At 42.3% G+C, this 20427-nt stretch carries 26 protein-coding genes; 10 read left to right on the plus strand and 16 right to left on the minus strand.

Features of this window, described 5'->3' with window-relative positions; genetic code table 11:
- The 5 genes from IBX40_03115 to IBX40_03135 form a co-directional block, all read right to left on the minus strand.
- Positions 1-411, minus strand: a 411-nt coding sequence (locus IBX40_03115) for a DUF531 family protein (GenBank protein ID MBE0523312.1), incomplete at its 3' end; no start/stop codon positions are given.
- Entirely contained in the window at positions 405-842 is a 438-nt protein-coding gene (locus IBX40_03120; protein MBE0523313.1) for a GNAT family N-acetyltransferase, read from the minus strand. The genes IBX40_03115 and IBX40_03120, both read right to left, overlap by 7 nt.
- Before the next feature lie 76 nt (positions 843-918).
- Entirely contained in the window at positions 919-2061 is a 1143-nt protein-coding gene (locus IBX40_03125; GenBank protein MBE0523314.1) for an SPFH/Band 7/PHB domain protein, read from the minus strand.
- Between the two features lie 57 nt (positions 2062-2118).
- Positions 2119-2565 carry an NfeD family protein gene (locus IBX40_03130; GenBank protein MBE0523315.1) on the minus strand — a complete coding sequence of 149 codons (447 nt, stop codon included), beginning with the start codon at positions 2563-2565 and terminating at the stop codon, positions 2119-2121.
- A 133-nt stretch (positions 2566-2698) separates the two neighbouring features.
- Positions 2699-3181 carry an RNA-binding protein gene (locus tag IBX40_03135; GenBank protein ID MBE0523316.1) on the minus strand — a complete coding sequence of 161 codons (483 nt, stop codon included), beginning with the start codon at positions 3179-3181 and terminating at the stop codon, positions 2699-2701.
- A gap of 168 nt (positions 3182-3349) precedes the next feature.
- Between IBX40_03135 and IBX40_03140 the strand changes: the two genes are divergently transcribed.
- The 3 genes from IBX40_03140 to purF all read left to right on the plus strand — a co-directional run bounded on the left by IBX40_03140 (position 3350) and on the right by purF (position 5287).
- Positions 3350-3568, plus strand: a complete 219-nt coding sequence (locus IBX40_03140) for a small nuclear ribonucleoprotein (GenBank protein ID MBE0523317.1) — start codon at positions 3350-3352, stop codon at positions 3566-3568.
- 100 nt (positions 3569-3668) lie between these two features.
- Positions 3669-3848 (plus strand): 50S ribosomal protein L37e, encoded by a 180-nt coding sequence (locus tag IBX40_03145; GenBank protein ID MBE0523318.1) that lies wholly within the window; start codon positions 3669-3671, stop codon positions 3846-3848.
- Between the two features lie 26 nt (positions 3849-3874).
- A complete protein-coding gene (purF, locus tag IBX40_03150; protein ID MBE0523319.1) occupies positions 3875-5287 on the plus strand; it encodes an amidophosphoribosyltransferase in 1413 nt (470 codons plus the stop codon).
- A 6-nt stretch (positions 5288-5293) separates the two neighbouring features.
- Here purF and IBX40_03155 read toward each other — a convergent pair whose 3' ends face one another.
- Both IBX40_03155 and IBX40_03160 read right to left on the minus strand, forming a co-directional pair.
- Positions 5294-6013 (minus strand): ABC transporter permease, encoded by a 720-nt coding sequence (locus IBX40_03155; protein ID MBE0523320.1) that lies wholly within the window; start codon positions 6011-6013, stop codon positions 5294-5296.
- A 73-nt stretch (positions 6014-6086) separates the two neighbouring features.
- Positions 6087-7088 (minus strand): ATP-binding cassette domain-containing protein, encoded by a 1002-nt coding sequence (locus IBX40_03160; protein MBE0523321.1) that lies wholly within the window; start codon positions 7086-7088, stop codon positions 6087-6089.
- A gap of 132 nt (positions 7089-7220) precedes the next feature.
- Between IBX40_03160 and IBX40_03165 the strand changes: the two genes are divergently transcribed.
- Entirely contained in the window at positions 7221-7907 is a 687-nt protein-coding gene (locus IBX40_03165) for a hypothetical protein (protein MBE0523322.1), read from the plus strand.
- 81 nt (positions 7908-7988) lie between these two features.
- Here the strand turns inward: IBX40_03165 and argF are convergent, their stop codons facing one another.
- Together argF and purD are read right to left on the minus strand one after the other, a co-directional pair.
- Positions 7989-8900 carry an ornithine carbamoyltransferase gene (gene argF / locus IBX40_03170; protein MBE0523323.1) on the minus strand — a complete coding sequence of 304 codons (912 nt, stop codon included), beginning with the start codon at positions 8898-8900 and terminating at the stop codon, positions 7989-7991.
- A gap of 43 nt (positions 8901-8943) precedes the next feature.
- Complete coding sequence (purD, locus tag IBX40_03175; protein MBE0523324.1) at positions 8944-10263, minus strand: phosphoribosylamine--glycine ligase; 1320 nt, start codon at positions 10261-10263, stop codon at positions 8944-8946.
- A 181-nt stretch (positions 10264-10444) separates the two neighbouring features.
- Between purD and IBX40_03180 the strand changes: the two genes are divergently transcribed.
- The gene (locus IBX40_03180; protein ID MBE0523325.1) at positions 10445-10774 is read left to right on the plus strand and encodes a hypothetical protein; all 330 of its coding nucleotides are present in this window, start codon (positions 10445-10447) and stop codon (positions 10772-10774) included.
- Positions 10775-10818: 44 nt separating this feature from the next.
- Here the strand turns inward: IBX40_03180 and IBX40_03185 are convergent, their stop codons facing one another.
- Entirely contained in the window at positions 10819-11124 is a 306-nt protein-coding gene (locus IBX40_03185; GenBank protein ID MBE0523326.1) for a hypothetical protein, read from the minus strand.
- A gap of 95 nt (positions 11125-11219) precedes the next feature.
- On the opposite strand from IBX40_03185, the gene IBX40_03190 reads away from it, so the two are divergent.
- The gene (locus IBX40_03190; protein MBE0523327.1) at positions 11220-11489 is read left to right on the plus strand and encodes a pro-sigmaK processing inhibitor BofA family protein; all 270 of its coding nucleotides are present in this window, start codon (positions 11220-11222) and stop codon (positions 11487-11489) included.
- Between the two features lie 39 nt (positions 11490-11528).
- On the opposite strand, the gene IBX40_03195 is transcribed toward IBX40_03190, so the two are convergent.
- From IBX40_03195 to IBX40_03205, 3 genes are all read right to left on the minus strand, one after another.
- Positions 11529-12026 carry a hypothetical protein gene (locus IBX40_03195; GenBank protein MBE0523328.1) on the minus strand — a complete coding sequence of 166 codons (498 nt, stop codon included), beginning with the start codon at positions 12024-12026 and terminating at the stop codon, positions 11529-11531.
- Between the two features lie 12 nt (positions 12027-12038).
- Positions 12039-12458 (minus strand): DUF22 domain-containing protein, encoded by a 420-nt coding sequence (locus IBX40_03200; GenBank protein MBE0523329.1) that lies wholly within the window; start codon positions 12456-12458, stop codon positions 12039-12041.
- Between the two features lie 164 nt (positions 12459-12622).
- On the minus strand, positions 12623-13123 hold the full coding sequence (locus tag IBX40_03205) for a DUF116 domain-containing protein (protein ID MBE0523330.1): 501 nt from the start codon (positions 13121-13123) through the stop codon (positions 12623-12625).
- Between the two features lie 268 nt (positions 13124-13391).
- Between IBX40_03205 and IBX40_03210 the strand changes: the two genes are divergently transcribed.
- Complete coding sequence (locus tag IBX40_03210) at positions 13392-14267, plus strand: ATP phosphoribosyltransferase (protein MBE0523331.1); 876 nt, start codon at positions 13392-13394, stop codon at positions 14265-14267.
- A gap of 6 nt (positions 14268-14273) precedes the next feature.
- On the opposite strand, the gene tpiA is transcribed toward IBX40_03210, so the two are convergent.
- Positions 14274-14942, minus strand: a complete 669-nt coding sequence (gene tpiA, locus IBX40_03215) for a triose-phosphate isomerase (GenBank protein MBE0523332.1) — start codon at positions 14940-14942, stop codon at positions 14274-14276.
- Positions 14943-15228: 286 nt separating this feature from the next.
- Here tpiA and IBX40_03220 point away from each other — a divergent pair, with 286 nt between their 5' ends.
- A complete protein-coding gene (locus IBX40_03220) occupies positions 15229-16719 on the plus strand; it encodes an indolepyruvate ferredoxin oxidoreductase subunit alpha (protein ID MBE0523333.1) in 1491 nt (496 codons plus the stop codon).
- Between the two features lie 13 nt (positions 16720-16732).
- Here IBX40_03220 and aksA read toward each other — a convergent pair whose 3' ends face one another.
- Positions 16733-17893, minus strand: a complete 1161-nt coding sequence (gene aksA / locus IBX40_03225) for a homoaconitate hydratase (protein ID MBE0523334.1) — start codon at positions 17891-17893, stop codon at positions 16733-16735.
- A gap of 135 nt (positions 17894-18028) precedes the next feature.
- On the opposite strand from aksA, the gene IBX40_03230 reads away from it, so the two are divergent.
- Positions 18029-19273, plus strand: a complete 1245-nt coding sequence (locus tag IBX40_03230; protein ID MBE0523335.1) for a 3-isopropylmalate dehydratase large subunit — start codon at positions 18029-18031, stop codon at positions 19271-19273.
- Between the two features lie 65 nt (positions 19274-19338).
- Positions 19339-19626, plus strand: coding sequence for a signal recognition particle protein Srp19 (locus IBX40_03235; GenBank protein MBE0523336.1), 288 nt, complete (start codon positions 19339-19341; stop codon positions 19624-19626).
- A 4-nt stretch (positions 19627-19630) separates the two neighbouring features.
- Here IBX40_03235 and IBX40_03240 read toward each other — a convergent pair whose 3' ends face one another.
- Entirely contained in the window at positions 19631-20242 is a 612-nt protein-coding gene (locus IBX40_03240; GenBank protein ID MBE0523337.1) for a methyltransferase domain-containing protein, read from the minus strand.
- Positions 20243-20427 lie beyond the last annotated feature (185 nt).

Consider the following 20427-nt stretch of genomic DNA (forward strand, 5'->3'; position numbering starts at 1 on the left):
TAAGTCCTTTGGCAGTCCCTTATGTCCCAATCCCAACAGCAGAAGGTACGACCTGCCTTTTGTTATATCCTTTGCTAAAGCCGCTGGCGTAACAGATTTCTTCGGGTCGGGATTGGAAGTGGTAACTACAGGTATCCCGAACTGGGGCTGGAATCCCTTTTTTGGGAGATCGAACACAAAGAAGCGGTTTTGTTCAAGCATCTCCTTCAGGTATAGCCCTGATCTTCCTATGGTGGTCTTATCTGCCACGAAACTGCACAGTTCCTCTGCATCCATCTTGAATGGGAAATCGAACAGTGCCAGTGCGAACCCGAAACTGTATGCAATAGGCGCTGCCCTTGCAATGGAGCGGTAATGGGCATCCAGTAGCTTGATCTTATCGTAAGTGTTCACCAGTCCCAATGTCAGCATAATCTTAACTCCAGCAACATGGGAACCTGAAGGCACACATCCATTTTATCACACTCAGCGCAGTCCTGCCAGATCACTGGTTTTTGTGAATAATCCAAAACCGTAAATCCCATTTTCTCGAAAAAACGTCCTGATGTAGTCCTGACATATAACCGCTCGGTCATTCTTTCAGCCCCAGCCTTCAAATATTCGAACAACATGCGACCAATACCTTTGTTCTTCCATCCAGGCAGTACTGCAAGAGACCTCAATTCAATTATTTGCTGACTGGTATCCAGATATCCACAGCCCACTATCTTTCTTCCATCATCTGCCACAATGAACTGGTCAATATTCTCATCTACAAGTTCGGTCTCAAGTATATACTGTGATAAGATCCTTTTAATGGATGGAATATCATCAACTGAAGCACTGCGTATACTGATAGTCACGTACCTATCTTATGAGGTTATTTATTATAAAAACAAGGACGGTTTTTTTACCGTCCTAAAAAATCTATTCGCCGGATTATTCTTCAGAAGAAGATTCATCTATCTGTTTTTTGAAAACATGTGTGCCTTCCTTTTCATCTGAAAAAGTCTTTTCTTTAAAAGATTCTCCAGCTTTTAAGGTTTCTGCAGTTTCCTTTTCCAGTGCCTTCTCGATCTTCTCAATTTCCTTTCTCAACTCATCAGGATTAGGTATCCTGCCAAGCACATCATCGGCTTTGCCCACAATACTTTCCACGTCAATTGCATCACCCACTTCTGGCACACCTGTGGAGGCACCAAGATACTGTCCAACCTGGTTAAGCATCTGTGATATTTCCATTGGGAAAATGATCTTTGTGGCCTGACCGGCTGCCATTTCCTTCATCATGTTCATGCTGAGCACTGAAATTGCTTTTTTATCCAGCGGTGCAGCACCCAGGCTGAGAACCCTCAGACCCTGTGCTTCTCCCTGCGCCATTAATATTCTGGAGACCCGTTCACCTTCGGCTTCCAGGATCTTGGACTGCCTTACACCTTCCGAATTCAATATCCGTGCCTGTTTTGCACCTTCGGCTTCCAGGATAGCTGCCCTTTTGTTTCCATCCGCTGTGAGGATGGCAGCCCTTCTCTTTCTTTCAGCAGATGTCTGTTCTTCCATGGCCGATTTTACTGCTTCGACCGGGTCTACTTCCCTGATCTCTACAGCTTCAACTTTAACACCCCAGGCATCAGTAGCCTCATCCAGGATGTCCCTGAGCTTGGTGTTGATGAAATCCCGGTTATACAGAATCTCATCCAGTTCCATATCACCCACTACAGATCTCAGGGTGGTCTGGGCCAGACTTACAGTGGCAATATGGTAATTAACAACTTCAAAATATGCTTTTTCAGGATCAATCACCCTGATATAAACAATTGCGTCCACATTAGTTGGGCTGTTATCTTTGGTTATTACTTCCTGCCTGGGTACATCCAGCACCTGTGTCCTGAGGTCCAGGCGTATCACTTCACTGATCAGCGGGTATACCCAGTTGAACCCTGGATTCAGTCGTCTTTTATACCGACCCAGTACGATCCACAGGGCCTGTTCATAAGGCTGGATGATCGTAACACCAGTTATAAATATCAGAATCAATGCTATAGTAATTATCAATCCCAGACCCAGACCTATTTCTACCATATTTTATCCTCCTATCTTCTCATCTTCAAGGCTTTGTATCATGTTTTCTATTATTTATTATTCATTCAATTCAATAACCTTTACATGGACTCCTTCTGATTGAACGACTTCGATTTTCCTGCCTTTGGGTATTGCGGTATTGGATGTAGCACTCCATATCTGGCTGATGATCCTGACTTTTCCATTAATGGAACCGGGTTCAATATCCGTGACCACTATTCCGGTCCGGCCAACTAATGAGTCCATACTTGTGGAGCTGGGTTTTTGTACAGGAGCTATCTTGCGGTACAACAATATGGTGCCTACGCCTGCTACAAATGCTGTTGCCACCATTATGATAGCAAGCCACTGTTCACTCATATCGGGAAGAATGATCAATATTGATCCCAACACCAATAATAAGGTGCCTGGTACTGCAATAAAGAAACCCGGATGCATTGATTCTGCAACTAACAAACCAATCCCGAATATTAACATTACCAAGCCGATTTCTACTGCAACCATTGCTATTTCCCAGTAACAGTTATCTTGTAAAGTATATCTATTTTTTTGTTATGTCAGTACTTCCGAAATGGCCTAAATATAATTATGATGCTAAGTGGTTTTCATTCGGAACTACGTATTAGCAGAAATAATTTCACAATTGAATGTCCCATAATTTATCTCCCACCATGTGTAATGTCTTGATGACCTTTCCACCATCCCCCATTAATTGATCTGCGTCTACTAATGCGCGGCCGATGGCTAAAGGTTTACCGTGGTTTTCTTCCACAACAATAACATTATCGCCTTTTTTGATATCAGGATCAACAGATACGATCCCCGGTTTCATAACATCAGCTCCCTTTACTACAAAAGGTATTGCACCTGCATCTACAGTAACCAATTTTTGTTTAGGTTTTAATTCCAATGCTCCTCTTACAGTAAAGAATGGAACCCCATCTGTTATTAAAAACATAGGCTGTCCATCAACCAGCAGCAATTCATATTCATCAACAGTGGCCAGTTCAAGCCGTTTTTTGGAAAGCGCATCACCAGTTTCTTCAGATATCGACCTGATCTTATTGATCATTTCTTTATACTGGCTTTTCCTGAGTTGGTGCCTGGATTTCAGTTTCAATTTTTTCATTCCATTTATTCGATAAATATAAGTATCCTTATTACTACTTTGAAGTTGTATTCATGGTTTAACATTTAAGTTTTTACCATTATATTATAATCTGCTGGTATCTATAAATAGATTATAATTTACTTAACTAATAAATTCATAATATAAGGAGAAGAAGATATGGGAAATAGACCGTTGGACGTTCTAAACAATGCCTTGGGCAAACCTGTGATCATAAAATTAAAAGGAGACCGCAGTTTCAGGGGAACCTTAGAAGGTTATGATATCCACATGAATCTGGTATTAAATGATGCTGAAGAACTTTCAAACGGTGAAAGTGTAAAGAAACCCGGGACTGTTGTAGTTAGGGGAGACAACGTAGTCTATATATCACCTTAAACCATACTAGGCTCCAAAATAATTATTTAGTTTAAGTATTTATACTCAGCAGACTTTTAAATAGAAAAAAATTAATGATTATCATCTCGGTGAAAGAAATATGTCAAAAGGAACTCCATCACAAGGAAAAAGACAGAAACGTACACATTTAAAATGCAGGCGGTGCGGCAGTGTTTCATTAAACATTCACAGTAAGATGTGCACTTCATGTGGATTTGGAAAAAGCCCACGCCTGAGAAGTTATAAATGGCAGAGAAAATCAGGTCTGAACGGCGCATAATACTTAATTATTTTAGGTGAGCCTTATTGCACGAAGCGTGCGGAGTAGTTGGCCTGGTTTTACATAACCAGGAATCAGAACAGGCTGCCCTTCCAATATACTACGCATTATACGCTCTCCAGCACCGTGGACAGGAGTCAACAGGTATCACCGTTCATGATGGCAAGAAGGCCCATACCTTAAAAGGTATGGGGCTTGTGTCAGATGTTTTTAAGAAATATAACCTCTCAGACCTGAAAGGTTTTATTGGTATAGGGCATGTCAGGTATTCCACTACTGGCGGCTCGACGCCGGAGAATATTCAGCCTTTGATTGTGAATTATCGGGATGGAAAACTTGCTATTGGCCACAATGGCAACCTGGTGAACAGCGCTGAGCTGCGAGCCGAGTTCGAAGCGGATGGTCAGGTATTCCTTACCTCTTCAGATACAGAGGTCATTGCACATTTATTAGTAAAGGAACTTTTAAAACATGATATTATAGGTGCTGTAAAAGTATTGATGAAAAGATTGGTGGGTTCATACAGTCTTACCATCCTTATAGATGACACTTTAGTAGTCGTCCGTGATCCCCTGGGCTTTAAACCGTTGTGCTTTGGTGAATTCGGGGGAGGATACGTGGTTGGGAGTGAAAGTGTTGCCATCGACACCCTGGGAGGCAAACTTATTCGGGATGTGCACCCTGGTGAGGTAATCATCTTCAAGGACGGCACGTATAAAAGTTACCAGTTGTCAAAGACCAAGAACACTGCACACTGTGTATTCGAATATATTTATTTTGCCAGGCCAGATTCCTTTATGGATGGACAGCTTGTATACCAGACCAGAATACGCATTGGTGAGAAATTACTGGAAGAACATCCTGTGGAAGCCGATGTAATATCACCAGTCCCTGACAGTGGAATTACTTTTGCAATCGGTTATAGTAAAAAATCAAATGTCGATTACATAGAAGGTTTAATGAAAAACAGGTATATCGGACGAACCTTTATCATGCCAGGACAGGAACTGCGTGAAACAGCTGTCAGGTTGAAACTCAATACAATTCAGCAGAACCTGGAAAACAAAAAGGTCATCCTGATGGATGACAGTATTGTCAGGGGTACTACGTCCCGCAGGATCGTGGACATGGTGCGAAAGGCTGGCGCCCGGGAAGTGCATATGCGTATCGGCAGCCCTGCAATAATATCACCTTGCTATTTAGGCATAGATATGGCCTCCAGGGAAGAACTGGTGTCAGCATATAAGACAGTGGCAGGTGTGGAAGCCCTCATCAATGCCGACAGTCTGGGGTATGTCAGTGTTGAAGGACTTGTTGAAGCAGTGGGGATACCCGAGGACGACCTGTGTTTGGGTTGTTTTACAGGTGTATACCCTATAGAGATCCCTGGTGAGAAATGCAAGAGGCACCAGATGACCCTGAATCAATTTGATCATTAATTTTTATCAGGCTTTCGTCTTCTGGAACAAATAACCACCCATACTTATGGTTGCCATTGCAAAAATAGTAATTACTGCAATGCAGATAGTAATGGGTATTTCGGTCTCTCCAATTAAGGTATAGCGTAGTGCCATGATACCGTAGGTCAGGGGGTCAAGATATACGAGGGTCTTAAGCCATGACGGCAGATCGCCGATCTTGAAGAATGCACCACTGAGCAGCAGCACCGGCATGGTGATAAAGGTCATTATCATCTGGAAACCTTCATGACTCTCTATCAAGGAAGCAAGGGCAATGCCCAGACCGATGAATCCCAGTCCTATAAGAAGCATGACACCTACACTGGCTGCCATCCCCAGATAGGATCGGTATTCCACACCCAGACCGAAGCCGGCTATCAGCATGATCATTGTACCCTGTATCATAGCAGTGATCACTCCACCTATGGCTTTTCCCAATGCCACAAAGAACCTGGGTACAGGGGCTATTAGTATCTCTTTGAGAAATCCGAATTCCCGGTCCCATATAATGGATACGCCACCGGTAAGGGATGAGAATAATATAGACATCCCGATAATACCGGGTGCCAGGAAACTGTTATCAGTCTGTCCTCCTCCCCGCATCTGGAACGACGAGTTGAATGCAGAACCCAGGATGATCAGAAAGAACAGGGGTGTTGCCAGTGACCCAATGATCCGGCTTTTGGACCTGCGGAAACGTATCATTTCACGCAGCCACAAAGTGTAGACCGTATTCAATGCAGTAAAAGTAGTATTGTTGGAGGGTTCTTGAACCAATTCACCGCCTCCTGGCCTGGAGTTTGAATGTTATCCGATCAACATTGCTGCTCTCTTCTTCCCTTATAGCCCGGCCGGTATTGGCCAGGAACACATCATCCAGGGTTGGCCTGTGAAGATCAACTGATCGGATATTTATTCCGGCCCTGGAGGCAATTGTAAGAAGATGGGGTATCTGGTGGGTCCCATCCTTGATTGTAATAAAAACACAGGTGTTCTTCACGGTAACATTGCTTGTACTGCCGTTGGTATTGTACAGCTTGCATAATTCAGAGGCCTTTTCATCATCCTCAACGCTTAAAATGATCACATCTCCTCCCAGAGCATCTTTTAGCTTCTCAGTTGTATCCAGGGCAGCGATTCGTCCGTGATCGATTATTGCGATGCGGTCACACAGGTGATCTGCCTCTTCCATGTAATGGGTTGTCAGCATGATAGTAACATTCTCTTCCTGGTTCAATCGGCGAATATAGTCCCAGATATGGTTGCGTGTTTGTGGGTCCAGACCAAGGGTCGGTTCATCCAGGAACAGGACCTTGGGATGGTGCATCAAGCCCCTGGCGATCTCCAGGCGCCTCATCATCCCACCGCTATATGTTTTTACTATTACATCCGCTTTGTCTCCCAGCTCCACCAGTTCCATTACCTCATGTATCCGCTGTTTACGAATATTTTTTGGCAGGCCATACAGCCGCCCGTGCAGATCCAGGTTCTCCCATCCGGTGAGTCTATCATCCAGGGTCGTACCTTGAAATACCACGCCTATGTTCTGTCTTACCTTTGAGGATTGTTTTACCACATCTATCCCCCATACTTCTGCACTGCCGTGGGTTGGTGGGATCATAGTGGAGAGCATATTTATCAATGTAGTCTTGCCGGCACCGTTGGGTCCCAGCAGACCGAAAAGTTCTCCTTGTTCGACCGCTATGCTGATATTGTCCACTGCTATTAATTCATCGAATTTTCGCGTCAGGTTGAAAGTCTCAATGGCAGTGGAATTCATGAGGGTACATTATTTTCGAAGTATAAAAAGGATGAACTAAAATGTTAATGTAAAATAGTATATGTATAATTTAATATATTATATAATAATATTTAATTCATAAATTTTTCTAACCTAAAGAGGATGGCAAATATGAACGACGAGAAATTAATTGCACATGTAAAAGAACGTCTTGAAAATGGACGAATGCCAGAAGCAATAAAGGACGCTGCATTAATGGATTCCCTTATCACACAAGAAGATCTTGAATATTATATTAATCAATACCTTCAAAAAGGATGGATTTCCAAAGCCATTAAAGGGGCAAAAGCTGCTGGAATAGACATTCCTGAAGAGACACTAATGGATTATATTGACAAATATCTGGAAGAAGAAATGATCTATTCTGCTATTGAAGGTGCTAGAGTTCTGGGTATTTCGCTTTCAAAAGACAGACTTATAGAAACCGGGAGAAAATGTCTTCTGAAGGGAAAGCTCCACCATGCGGTGGAAGCCTACAGATTATCAGGTTCACAACTACCTGAAGAAGAGCTGGTAATATGCGGAAATTACTGTTTACACAAGGGGCAGCTCAGCACAGGTCTGGAAGCTTACAAGTTAGCAGGTAGGGCATTGCCTGAAGATGATCTTGTTATCTGTGGTGAAAAATGTCTGGAAGAGGGTATTATCAATCGTGCCTTGGAAGCATTCGAATTGGCTGATAAGATTCCCAAAAAAGAAAAACTTCAAGAATGTGCTGCCAAATGTCTGGGAGAAGAACGACATGATGAAGCAAGAAAGACCTTAGTGACGCTTAATAATCTGTATCCTGTCCATTAATTCAGGAAATACGAATTCATGTTTGTCATCATGCCACCACTGCCCGATAGGGCAGCAAAGCAGGCAGCCAACCTAGAGCCTTTATTTTGAGCCAAGCAGCTTAATAAGCAACGCTTTCTGGGCATGCAGCCGATTCTCAGCTTCATCCAGGATTGCAGAATGAGGTCCGGTAAGTACTTCGCTTGTGATCTCTTCACCACGGTGAGCAGGGAGGCAGTGAAGCACCATACAATCATCCTTGGCAATATTTACTAATTCCTCATTGATCTGATAATCTTTCAAATCCAGCAATCTCTGCTTTCTCTCATCATCGTCGCCCATGGATACCCATACATCTGTATATAGAACATCTGCATTCTCTGCTGCATCCTCCGGTCTTCGCACGATCTTGACATTTCCACCCATATCCCTCCCCTTTTGAACAATATCAACATCTGGTTCATACCCTTCAGGACATGCAACATTGATCTCCATCCCTGTAATTGCTGCTGCTAATATAGCAGAATTGCATACATTATTCCCGTCACCGATCCAGGCCAGCTTCAAGCCTTCGAACTTCCCCATATATTCCCGTATTGTCTGAAGGTCGGCAAGCAGCTGGCAGGGATGCTCGATATCAGACAGCCCGTTTATCACAGGTACCGATGCATATTGGACCATTTCTTCCAGGGTCTTATGACTGTTCACCCTTGCCATTATGGCATGCACATACCTGGACATAACCTGGGCTGTATCTCCAACAGTCTCGCCGCGTCCCAACTGGAGGTCCCGGTAATTAAGATACAATGCATGACCTCCCAGCTCCGCCATTGCAACTTCAAAAGAGAGTCGGGTCCTGGTTGATGATTTTTCAAAAACCATTGCCAAACTCTTGCTCTTAAGCATTTCAACAACCATACCCTTGGCTCTTTTGGCTTTAAGGTCATCTGCCATATCAAGCAGTTCATTGATCTCATCACAGGACAGATCACTAATGGATAATATATTTGCCAAAAATCTTACCTCCAGTATTACCCAACTGTCTTAGACAGCAGGTCTATTTATCATTATCCCCGCGCAGGGCTTTCATGTGGTCTATACGTTTTTGTATCAATTCCTGTTTGCCTATATCATGCCTGCACTCCAGGGGACCTGAAATATTAGCTAATGCCGTCTCAGCAATCTGTTCTGCCTCTGTTATGGTCCCGGCCATCCCTACTACAGCAACTGCCCGTGACCCTGTGGTATACACCACAGCTTCTTTTTCGTAGACGCTGGAATAAAACAGAATTGCACTGCCAGTATCACCCACATTAATAGGCGCATCTTTGGTCGGGTTCTCAGGATAGCCTGCAGGCACCGCGTACTTACATACAGTCGCCATGTTTGAAAACCGGACATCAAGGTTATCAAGTGAACCCGCGGTCACTGCTTCAGCAATATCAATAAAATCAGTCTCAAGCAGTGGCAATACATTCATTGCTTCCGGGTCTCCGAACCGGGCATTGAATTCAATTACCCTGATACCTTTGGCGGTCAGTATGAACTGACCGTACAGTATGCCGTGGAACTCTTCACCAGTATCTTCTTTTACCTTGAGAATGACATCCTGCATGATCCCTTTTGCTTCTGAATAATCCTGCTTGTTCATGAAAGGCAAAAGAGGTCCCGCATCATTATAAGACCCCATACCACCAGTATTTGGCCCCAGGTCTCCATCATATGCCCGTTTGTGGTCCTGGACAGATGGTGCAAAGGCCAGATGCGTGCCATCCACAAATGCCTGGACAGTAACTTCCTCACCCTTCAGATTCTCTTCAATAACAACAATATCGTTCTTTAACAGTTCACTCACATATGCTTTGGCTGCATCAACATCAGGTAGCTGGTCGCCCATGACCTTAACTCCTTTTCCGCCTGTCAGACCAGCCGGTTTTACTGCCACATCCCCCAGTTCATCCACATATTTATGGGCAGCTTGCTCCTGTTTTAGATCAAACACCTGGAAATCAGGCAGACCTGTAATATGGTATTTCTGCATGAATTTACGGGTCCATGCCTTATCGAATTCTAATTTGGCAACAGCTTTTTTTGGTCCCACCGAAGGTATGCCAAACGTCTCAAGCGCATCGGCCACTCCGGCAGCAAGTGCTGATTCAGGGCCAATTACAGCAATGTCAATTTCTTTTTTCTTGGCATATTCTGATATTGCATCAACGTTTGTTTCAGAACTGATAAGAAAGTCCTCGCATAACGCTGCTATTCCAGGGTTCTTCTTTGACATTACAGCATAGAGTTGATGTTCGCGCCTACTTTTTGAGATAGCATAGGCAATGGCGTGTTCCCGTCCCCCTCCACCGACCAATAATATCTTTATCATAATAAATCCTCATTTAATGTTATAAATTATAAGGTAGATTCCAATTCATAATATATAATAATAAGATTATGGTTTGTATCTGCAATAGATTTGGAGACAAAATCATCTTCTTTTGTAAAGGTTTATTATACGTTACGTTTCATATGGGTATATTTACCATTCGGAGGGTAATGAAAGGATGGAAACAAGAGATATTATTTATTCAATTGTAATGATTATATCGTCCTTTGTATTGACGTACAAATGGATGACAAGATTTGCCTCCGCAGACCATACTGCAGATGCCGTTGTAGTGCTTGCTGCCATGGTATTAATAAGTTCGCTTGCGTTAATGATACTCTCGATAGATACGAGGCTAAGAAGAATGGAAGAAACATTGGAATCCAAGGAACGGGCATTGCGAATCAACATTCAAAGCGTTGAAGATAATCTAGATCGAAAACTCAATGCTGTACTCAACAAAACCAACAGCAATATGGATGAAATGTCAAAAAGGATGTATAGATAGAAATTAAGTGATTCTAATAAATCAGATTAAAATTAGGACATAATTCAATCTATAAAAGCATTTTGCAGTATTTTTTCGGCCTGATCGATGGCCCTGGAAGCATCTTCCAGATTTGAGACCCTTCTTATATCAACGCGGCCCTTTTTATATATCATAATCTGCCAGTCATCAAGTCTGAACCTGGCCACACCCAGTCGTGTCGAACAACGCATTTCAGGAACCGCCCATTCAGCTAGAATGGTGCATACCCTTTCCATATCAAGGCCACGGCCAAAGTTTGATTCCGCAATGAAAAGCTTAGGGTCCTCTATACAGGGTCTGGATATATGGATTTCTCTTCCAGTAATCATACCGACTTATATGGGGCGACAGTTATATTACAATTAGGGATAAAAGCTAAATTATATTATATAGATGTTAAAATGTAAAAAGAGGATGGATAATAATGATAACATCAAGTGGTTTGTTGATTCTGGTAGTCGCCATTGCTGCATTTATAGCTGTAGTATATTTCATGAAAGTGGTCAAGTACCTCATTGTGAATTCAATTATAGGATTGATATTATTATTTGTGTCGAAATTCGTAATAGGAGCCCTTGATCTCGGGTTTAATATTGATATTAACCTGGTAGCAATATTGATATGTGCTATTGGTGGAGTTCCGGGAGTAATAATAGTCATTTTACTTGGCTTTTTGGGTATACCTCTGGCATGAAAATAAAAAAAAAGCAAAAAGCAGGAGTAATTCTCCTGCCTATACCAATTTCGGAGAATAATATTTCTTAATCACAGTACCGCATTTCTTACAGGATATTATCAACCAATCTCCTATTTGCTCATTATCAAAATTCTCAAATATTGATGCTTCGCAGGTCGGACATACATAATATTGCTTGAAATAGTAGTTGTAAAACTCTGGTGTAGATTTTAGCCAATCAAGAGTTTTTAACATCATTTCAAGGTATCGCTGGTTGGGTTTGTTCTCTTCAAGCTTGCTTCGAAGACGATCGCCCACCTGTTGTATCTGGCGTTTTGTACCCTGCTGAATCTTCTTGTAATCTGAAATATAATTACTGCTTTTTTCGAGATACTTCAGATAGTTTTTATGAGTATCATTCCCTTTTTGCCTGATCGTCCTAAGGAAATATTCGCTCATAAGGTCTTCCAGCAGGTCGCTACATGTGGTGCAAATGTTATATTCTGGGAAATGCTTTGAATCCTGAAGTTCACCACAGACCACACAGGTTTCCATATGCCTCACCTCCTAATCGATATTTAAAGGAATAGTAGCTTCCCTGGTGAACATTATTGGGAATACATTAATAACTGCCAGCAGATCGCCTTTTTTGACATCTCCTGAATCGATTCCTAAAATATAAGCTGTTTCTACAACCCTATCGTATTCAACAGGAGCTGAACATCCACCTTTGCCCCCCAGTTTCAATACCGATGCATGTGCATGGTGATTGAAGGCACAGGGCATGGCAAGTGTATCTCTTTGCAGGATAATTGGTTTTATCTTTATCTTTTCAAACTTTCCATTACCAATTGTCATACTTTCATCTGCAATTACCATTTCCCACTTAGCTCTTGTGGCTATGGTGAATTCATATGTCGATGCCTGGACTTTCCTAGACCGGACGTGGTCTTTTTCTTTTGAAATTATATTTACAATTTCTGGCATTGTATTTCACCTTGAGTACAATAACACGTCAATCTATATATAGTTTATCACGTTTAATCATTATAATAGTTCATAAATTAATCACCGATTTATCAGACTCTTTCGAGAATGATCAGACTGTTTGAGTATTTGGTATTGAAATGCTGCAATTTCAATTATTTTTTTCATAGTTCCAGTAATTTATAGAATTCTTCCCAATTAAGTTCAGTAGCCAGGCATCCCGACGTTTCAAGTTCCATACCTACTCCCACAACTCCGATGTTGGAACACATATCCAGACCGTTCTTAACTTCAAACTTGCATCCAATACCAATAATGCCTTTTGGGCGATATTTTTTCACCATTCTCTTGATGAAACTGGAACCAGGTACAATGAAAACCTTATATCCGAGATCTTCCGCTTTTTCTTTGGCATTTCCAATTTCACACCTGCCGCAGTTTATACACTGGAGACCTTCGGGACCTAATTTTGATGGGCATTCAATGCTTCTCAGGCATTGGGGGAAAAATATTATTCTTTCATTATTTGGGATATTATAGAACTGGCGAAATGAAACCTTGTTTTGTAACTGGATGGCAGTCCTGTCAATGATCGAATCATCAAGTCTTACAAGACGAAAGATTGCTTTTAATACACCTTCCAATAATATGATTATTGAAAGCATGAAATTCGGGAACAAAAATCGCCCGGTAATAAATGAATGCACAATAAGAATGGAAGTAATAAATGATATTAATAGGGTCGATAATGAAATTATTACTACTAGCTGTCCAATAAATATAAATATGTCAGTTGGGGTAAGTTCAATCAGTACCATTTATTTACTTGGAAATGGGGCTCAATAATATAAATATATCTTAAACGGGTTTTTCTCATAGAAACTTTAATGTCCACTCATTCGTATGTGTATCCCATATTTAAGAGGATTATAAATGTTAGATATAGTAATACCTAAAGGCAGTCTTGAAGAGCAGACATTATTGTTATTCAAACAGGCAGACCTTCCGATAAAAAAAACAGATCGTGAATACAATCCCCAGGTAAATGATCCCAGGATAAAAAGAGTCAAAATACTACGTCCCCAGGAGATTCCTACATACGTTGACCAGGGATATTTTGATCTCGGAATTACAGGTTTGGACTGGATAAAAGAATCCGGCAGTGATGTTGTTGAGGTGGCGGATTTGCCTTATAGTAAACAAGGTGCAGGCAATGTAAAGATAGTAATTGCCGTGCCGCAAGATGATAAGACAATTAAGACCGCTGCAGACATCAAACCCAACAGCAGGGTTTCAACCGAATATCCCAACCTGACAAAATCATATTTCGAGAAACTGGGAGTTCCAATTGAGATATTCTTTTCCTATGGCGCCACAGAAGCAAAAGTCCCGGAACTGGTGGATGTGGTTGTAGATCTTACCGAGACCGGGTCCACACTCCGAAAGAACGGCCTGAAGATCGTAGATGTTATTACCGAATCGTCTACAAAACTCATTGCCAACAAGAAAAGCTGGGAAGACCCGAAAAAACGTCAAAGTATAGAAGAGATCAGGACATTACTGCTGGCAGTTATTGAAGCCCGTGGAAAAGTCCTGATCGATCTCAACGTGCACAAGGATAAACTGGATGCCCTGGTTGAAGCACTTCCTGCAATGAAGAAACCTACAGTGAACCAGCTGTATAAATCAGATTACTATGCAGTGGAAACTGTGGTTAATAAAAATGAGATCAATATTCTGATCCCAAAATTGAAATCCCTGGGTGCAGAGGATATATTGGAACTTGATATTTCCAAGATAGTCCACTAATTTTTATTATATCCTGCTAACCAGGTCGTATAGTGCAGCTTTTGGATCAGAGGCTTTTACTACACCTGAAGCCAGCAGCACACCTACGCTTCCAAGCTCAAGGGCAGCTGCCAGGTCTTCACCTTTACTGATTCCTGCACCGCACAGAACTTTAACATCAGGATTAACCTGTTTGACTGCCTCCACAGAACCAGTGACCACTTCAGGGTCAGCTTTTGAAACAGGTATGCCTGAACCGATCAGTTCCGGTGGTTCAACTGCTACATAATCAGGTCCAAGTGCAGATGCCGCGCTGGTTGTAGCAATGTTGTTGGTACATACGATTGTACTCAGTCCTGAGCTGCGGGCCGCCGTTAGGGCTGCATCGATCTCAGCTAGTCCCAAACGCCGCTCTGAATGATTGATCAGCGTTCCAGTTGCTCCCGCTTCCTTAATGGTCCGGGCCATAATATGTCCTGTAAAACTGCCGGCACCAACACTGTCCAGGTGTTGTGAAAAGACTGGAATGTCCACGGTCGATGCTACCCGGTAGATATCCGGGATCTGGGGTGCTGCTACAATATTGGCACCGGTCTCATCGGCCACATCTTTACAGGACTGGGCTATTGATACTGCATTCTTTCCTGTACCTTCCAGATAGGTCTTGAAATTGAGTACAATTATTGGTTGATTCATTTGACTTTCCTCATAATCTGGTTATTAAAATTAAATGATGATGATTATTGCTTAATTATTTTTGGTTCGTTTTTCACCTTTTATGTGTATTTAATAAACTCACGATAAAATATAAATACATTAAATATCATTATTAATAATTAGTATTTGTCTGAAAACAGATTTTATACTTATGCAGGGATTGGGTCTATTGGGGGACAATAAATCCCCCAATCATTACAACAAGCAACTATCCTTGATTTTTTAGAATATTCTTATATATCAAAAGTTCTATTTTTCCAACCAGATGCCAATATTATATACAGTTTACGAATCACTGGTACTGGGTGCCCTGGACTCGGGAGTATCCCTTGCCACAGGAGTGCCTGGTTATCCCATAAATGAAATAATGGGATTATTAATGGACTCATCTATAGAAGCGCGGTGGTCTATCAATGAAAAAGTAGCGCTTGAAGCAGCATTGGGTGCTTCTGCAGTGGGAAAAAGGTCAATTGTAATTGTCAAACACGTTGGCATGAATATACTGGCAGATCCCCTTATCACTTCAGCAACCCATACCATCGGTGCCGGGGTTGTGATAATTTCGGGGGACGATCCTGGTGCAGAAAAGAGTCAGAATGAACAGGATTCCCGTTATTATGGTCTCTTAGCAGAAGTCCCTGTATTTGACCCTGCCAACCCAATTATTGCATATACATCCATATCCTACGCCTTCCAGCTCTCAGAAGAAGTGAGTACACCAGTAATTATCAGGGTTACTGAAAGATTGAACAATATTAGAGATAAACTGGAAAGGAAAAAAAATGAGTTAAAAGACTTTCCAAAATTTGATCGGAAAATATGGTCTTATACTCACAAGGGCAGACACCAGCGATTCCACTTACAATCCTATCCAAAAATGTTAATGGCCTCAATAAAGACCGGGATGAATATTTATCATAACAGGTGCAAAGAAATGGGTATCATTTCATCCGGATATGTTTCTACATTAATAGAAGAAGTGCTTTCTGAAAAATATAAAGACGTGTCCCATCTGGCACTTACTCTGATAAACCCTCTACCCAGACCTATAATTGAAGAGTTTATAAAGAAACATTCACGAGTACTGGTTATAGAGGAGACTGAGCCTGTTATCGAACAGCAGTTATCAAATGAAGGGATTGTTGGGAAATTAACAGGACACCTAGGACATGAAAAAATCGAAACCAATGATATAATTCTGGCATTAGAAAATATTCATCATAACAGCGTGATCCGCCCTGGCAAACCACAAACAATTAAAAGCCGGGGTTTCTCAAGGACCATCTGTGAAGACTGCCCCTATAATGTGTTATACAAAATTCTTGGAACGCTTGAGGTGCCTGTGGCAGGCGATCTTGGATGTTCCATCAGGACCGCCCCGCCTCCTATGGAAGTGGTAGATATGGCATATTCACTGGGTTCATCCATTGCTACTGCAACAGGATTTGATAAAAAGGGCATTGCATTAATTGGTGATTACGGGCTGGTACATACAGGCCTCCAGGGCTTGATCGAAGCAGTATTTCATAAAAAAGATGTACTGGTCATTGTGTTACAGAATAATATTGCCGCCCTTACCGGAGGGCAGGACGTACCCGATATGACAGAAGTGATAAAGTGTATCGTGCCTGAATCGTGTATTTCAATAAATGTTGAGAATATAAAAGAGATAAAATTATCTATAGTACTGCAATCTGAACTAAAAAAGAAAGGAATTTCTGTTATTTTGGCCCGTGGAAAGTGCAGATTGTATTGAAGATCCCTTCTAATCAACTTGCCATAATATCTTTTATAAATTCTTCCAGACGTTTGCAAGGAATGCCGCGTTTTGCATGAGTGCAGTCCTTGACCTTATCCAGGAGTCTGCATAACTGGTCATGGTTAAGGTCATAACCCATGGTCTGGACAATACCTTTTAATGCCTTTGTCCCGGTATGTTTGCCGATAATCAGGCTGCGTTTACCCCCTACCAGTTCAGGGGAGAACAATTCATAAGTACTGGGTTCTTCAAGAATCGCAGCTACATGTATCCCGCTTTCATGGGCAAAAGCATGATCGCCCACTACAGCCTTGTTTTTTGCTAATTTTATTCCCGAGTATTCAACAACCATTCTGGACAATTTGGTAATATTGGTGGTCTGGTACCTATCAATACCGTACTGAACAAGTAGTGACATCAATATTTCTTCTAAAGCTGCATTACCTGCCCTTTCTCCGATTCCGTTAACCGTGGTATGCAGTTGTTTCGCACCGGCTTCTGAAGCGGCAATCGTATTGGCTGTGGCCATACCCAGATCATTATGACAGTGGATGCAAAGATCTGTCTTGATGTCTTTTTTAATTTCACTTACAAGATATTCAGTAGTTGAAGGATTTAATATCCCTACAGTGTCAGCTATGCTAACATAATCTGCATGGCGTTCTTCTGCCATCTTGAAAATACCTTTTAACGTATTAACATCTGTACGCGTGGCATCCTCTGCAGCAAACCGTACTGTAAGCCCATGATCTTTGGCATATTCCAGAGCGCCGAGGGCACATTCGGTAGCTTCCAGGCATGTTTTGTGATATTTATATTTAAGGTGAAGATCAGAAGTTGCAATAAAAATGCTGACAATGTCTACATCACAGCCAATAGCTACATCAATATCAGGGATCACAGCACGGGATAAACAACATATCTTGGCATCAAGACCCATATTTGAGATTTCCCTCACAGTATCCCGTTCTCCCTGGGATACTACAGGGAAACCGGCCTCGATCACTTCGATGCCAATATTGTCAAGTTCTTGCGCAATATGTTTTTTCTCATTTGAAGTAAAAGCTGTACCTGGAGTCTGTTCACCGTCCCTGAGGGTAACATCACAGATCTCGATATCTTTTGGTCTCTTATTAATGATGTCGACTAATTTGTTCCTGGAATACTGCATAATTATCACCTGAAGGGCAAATCAATAGTTCTATCACATACTAAGTAGTTTTCGATTACATACAATTATTGATCGTTATATTTATTTCAGGTTATCTACAACATCATACATCAATTTCAATTGGAGATTATGGTTTTGGCTACAATCAGTGAAAAAATATTCAGCAAAGCATCCAACAGCAGTGCCCATGCAGGTGATTTTGTAATTGCAAATGTGGATTATGCTATGGCTCATGACGGGACAAGCGTACTGGCAGTGAAGGCGTTTCGAGAAATGGAAGTCGAAAATGTCTGGAATCCTGAGCGGATAGTTATACCTTTTGATCATATAACCCCTGCCAGTACTGAAATATCGGCTGATCTGCAGCGCAATATCAGGCAGTGGGCAAAAGAGCAGAATATCTCACACCTTTATGATGTAGGGGAAGGTATCTGCCATCAAGTGGTGCCTGAACAGGGTTTTGCCCTTCCCGGGAAACTGATCGCGGGAGCAGATTCCCATTCATGTACTTACGGTGCTTTCGGAGCTTTTGCTACGGGAGTTGGTGCAACTGATATGGCCGAGATTTTCGCATCAGGTAAATTGTGGTTCAGGGTGCCCCATACCATGAGGATCAATGTCGAAGGGACGCTGGGACCACAAATATCGGCTAAAGACCTGACACTCTATGTGATAAAACACGTGGGGACCGATGGTGCAACTTATAAAGCAATGGAATATTACGGCTCTGCCATTGAAGCCCTCAGCATTTCAGGCAGGATGACCCTGTGCAATATGGCTATTGAGATGGGAGGAAAGGCAGGGATCGTGCCGCCTGATCATAAGACCGAGGAGTTCCTGAAGGGCCGGGCTATCGAGGCTTATTCTCCCATTTTTGCAGATGAGGATGCCAGTTATATTGAAGAGCTGAACCTGGACGTGGACGGCCTGGCACCCCAGGTAGCAAAACCCCACCAGGTAGACAACGTATGCGATGTGGATGAGGTTGTGGGGATCAATGTGGACCAGGTGTTTATCGGTTCCTGCACCAACGGCAGGCTGGAGGATCTGGAAGCTGCAGCCCGGATATTGAAGGGGAACACTGTGGCTGTTCGCACCATAGTCATCCCTGCTTCAAAGACAGTTCTGCTTGAGGCCATTGAGAAGGGATATATTTCCAGTCTCGTAGAGGCCGGGGCCACATTAGGACCGCCGGGCTGCGGACCTTGCCTGGGAGCGCACCTTGGAGTGCTGGCAGAAGGTGAGGTCTGCGTGTCCACGTCCAACCGGAATTTCAAGGGTAGGATGGGGAAAGGTGGTTTATTGTACCTGGCCTCTCCCGAGACTGCTGCTGCATCTGCATTGAAAGGCGAGATCTCTGATCCAAGAGAGGTCTGGTAGCCTGCTGATATTACAGGATTAGCTGTAAAAACCTTCATGTTCCATTAATGACATAAGATAATTGTATGCTTCGTGACAGGGATAAATATGTGATATGGCCTGCATATATTGACAAGGCCAACAGCAGAAGCAGCGGACGCATCATTTCTAAAAAGTTCTCGATTACCTCCCCGGAGTTAAAAGAGATCGAGACGGCGGCCAAAGAGTTGGGAATAAATCCAGTTGTAGAGCCTGATAAGGCATATCCCAAATCCTGGTGGGAAGTCAGCGGGCGGGTGCTGGTGGATAAAAAAGGGGCAAAGTCAGAGATCGCCAGGCAGATTGCCAGGAAGATCAGGCAGAAGCGTGGATGATTGGCTACGTCCGCTTTTTCCCCCATACCAGAGCTACCAGTTCAAACATTTCTAACTGCACATTAAAATCCTGTGTTCTTGCACTAAATTCACGTTTAATATCCATTATATTTACATAATAAGCTGTGCGCAATTCAACAAAGGTATGATATATCTGCAGCAATATCTTTTTTGATAACTTTTTCTGCTGCACCACATCCATAACAGCTATCTCCCCACCAGGTCCCAATATCCTGAACATCTCGCTTAGAGCTTCAAACGGCCTGGCCACCTCGTGCATGGCAAAACTGGAGACCACAGCATCAAATCTTCCCTCCTTGAACGGCAGCCTGTGAGCATCTGCCACTACAAATTCCCCTTTTGATTTTAATCTGGCCCGGCGCAGCATATCAATGGATATATCTACTGATACAACATCAGCAGGGCTCATTTTTTCTCCCAGATACCCGGTCCCTGACCCCAGATCCAGAATACGTTTGCCTTTTGTAATTTTGATCTTACCCAACAACTGACGCCGTAATCTATTATACTGACCCAGCATTGATATCTTTGCTACAATGTCATAGACAGATGATAGATATTTGAATAATCCGTGACTTTTCACTGCATCTTCCATAATCGTGCCAAAGCTTAATCAAGACCCTATAAATATTATGTTATTGGAAATGTAAACTTTATATAAATCCCAATGCTATTGAATTTCTTTCCAAATAAATAATTAAGTTTGCTAATTTGTAAACTTTGAGTGTAACTATTCAGCCCATCTTTAATTTCAGTCAACTCATCAGTTCCGATATTAAA

The organism is Methanosarcinales archaeon (genome assembly GCA_014859725.1).
In the GTDB taxonomy this organism is placed as follows: Archaea; Halobacteriota; Methanosarcinia; order Methanosarcinales; family Methanocomedenaceae; genus Kmv04.

Excerpts from the sequence above, each read along its gene's own strand:
- IBX40_03205 (MBE0523330.1), bottom strand. The coding sequence starts at position 13,123 with ATGCTTTCAATAATCATATTATTGGAAGGTGTATTAAAAGCAATCTTT.
- IBX40_03240 (MBE0523337.1), bottom strand. The coding sequence starts at position 20,242 with ATGGAAGATGCAGTGAAAAGTCACGGATTATTCAAATATCTATCATCT.
- IBX40_03235 (MBE0523336.1), top strand. The coding sequence starts at position 19,339 with ATGCTTCGTGACAGGGATAAATATGTGATATGGCCTGCATATATTGAC.
- IBX40_03185 (MBE0523326.1), bottom strand. The coding sequence starts at position 11,124 with ATGATTACTGGAAGAGAAATCCATATATCCAGACCCTGTATAGAGGAC.
- IBX40_03190 (MBE0523327.1), top strand. The coding sequence starts at position 11,220 with ATGATAACATCAAGTGGTTTGTTGATTCTGGTAGTCGCCATTGCTGCA.
- IBX40_03195 (MBE0523328.1), bottom strand. The coding sequence starts at position 12,026 with ATGGAAACCTGTGTGGTCTGTGGTGAACTTCAGGATTCAAAGCATTTC.
- IBX40_03220 (MBE0523333.1), top strand. The coding sequence starts at position 15,229 with ATGCCAATATTATATACAGTTTACGAATCACTGGTACTGGGTGCCCTG.
- IBX40_03155 (MBE0523320.1), bottom strand. The coding sequence starts at position 6,013 with ATGATACGTTTCCGCAGGTCCAAAAGCCGGATCATTGGGTCACTGGCA.
- IBX40_03200 (MBE0523329.1), bottom strand. The coding sequence starts at position 12,458 with ATGCCAGAAATTGTAAATATAATTTCAAAAGAAAAAGACCACGTCCGG.
- IBX40_03145 (MBE0523318.1), top strand. The coding sequence starts at position 3,669 with ATGTCAAAAGGAACTCCATCACAAGGAAAAAGACAGAAACGTACACAT.
- tpiA (MBE0523332.1), bottom strand. The coding sequence starts at position 14,942 with ATGAATCAACCAATAATTGTACTCAATTTCAAGACCTATCTGGAAGGT.
- IBX40_03210 (MBE0523331.1), top strand. The coding sequence starts at position 13,392 with ATGTTAGATATAGTAATACCTAAAGGCAGTCTTGAAGAGCAGACATTA.
- IBX40_03140 (MBE0523317.1), top strand. The coding sequence starts at position 3,350 with ATGGGAAATAGACCGTTGGACGTTCTAAACAATGCCTTGGGCAAACCT.
- IBX40_03130 (MBE0523315.1), bottom strand. The coding sequence starts at position 2,565 with ATGGTTGCAGTAGAAATCGGCTTGGTAATGTTAATATTCGGGATTGGT.
- aksA (MBE0523334.1), bottom strand. The coding sequence starts at position 17,893 with ATGCAGTATTCCAGGAACAAATTAGTCGACATCATTAATAAGAGACCA.
- IBX40_03180 (MBE0523325.1), top strand. The coding sequence starts at position 10,445 with ATGGAAACAAGAGATATTATTTATTCAATTGTAATGATTATATCGTCC.
- IBX40_03165 (MBE0523322.1), top strand. The coding sequence starts at position 7,221 with ATGAACGACGAGAAATTAATTGCACATGTAAAAGAACGTCTTGAAAAT.
- IBX40_03160 (MBE0523321.1), bottom strand. The coding sequence starts at position 7,088 with ATGAATTCCACTGCCATTGAGACTTTCAACCTGACGCGAAAATTCGAT.
- IBX40_03125 (MBE0523314.1), bottom strand. The coding sequence starts at position 2,061 with ATGGTAGAAATAGGTCTGGGTCTGGGATTGATAATTACTATAGCATTG.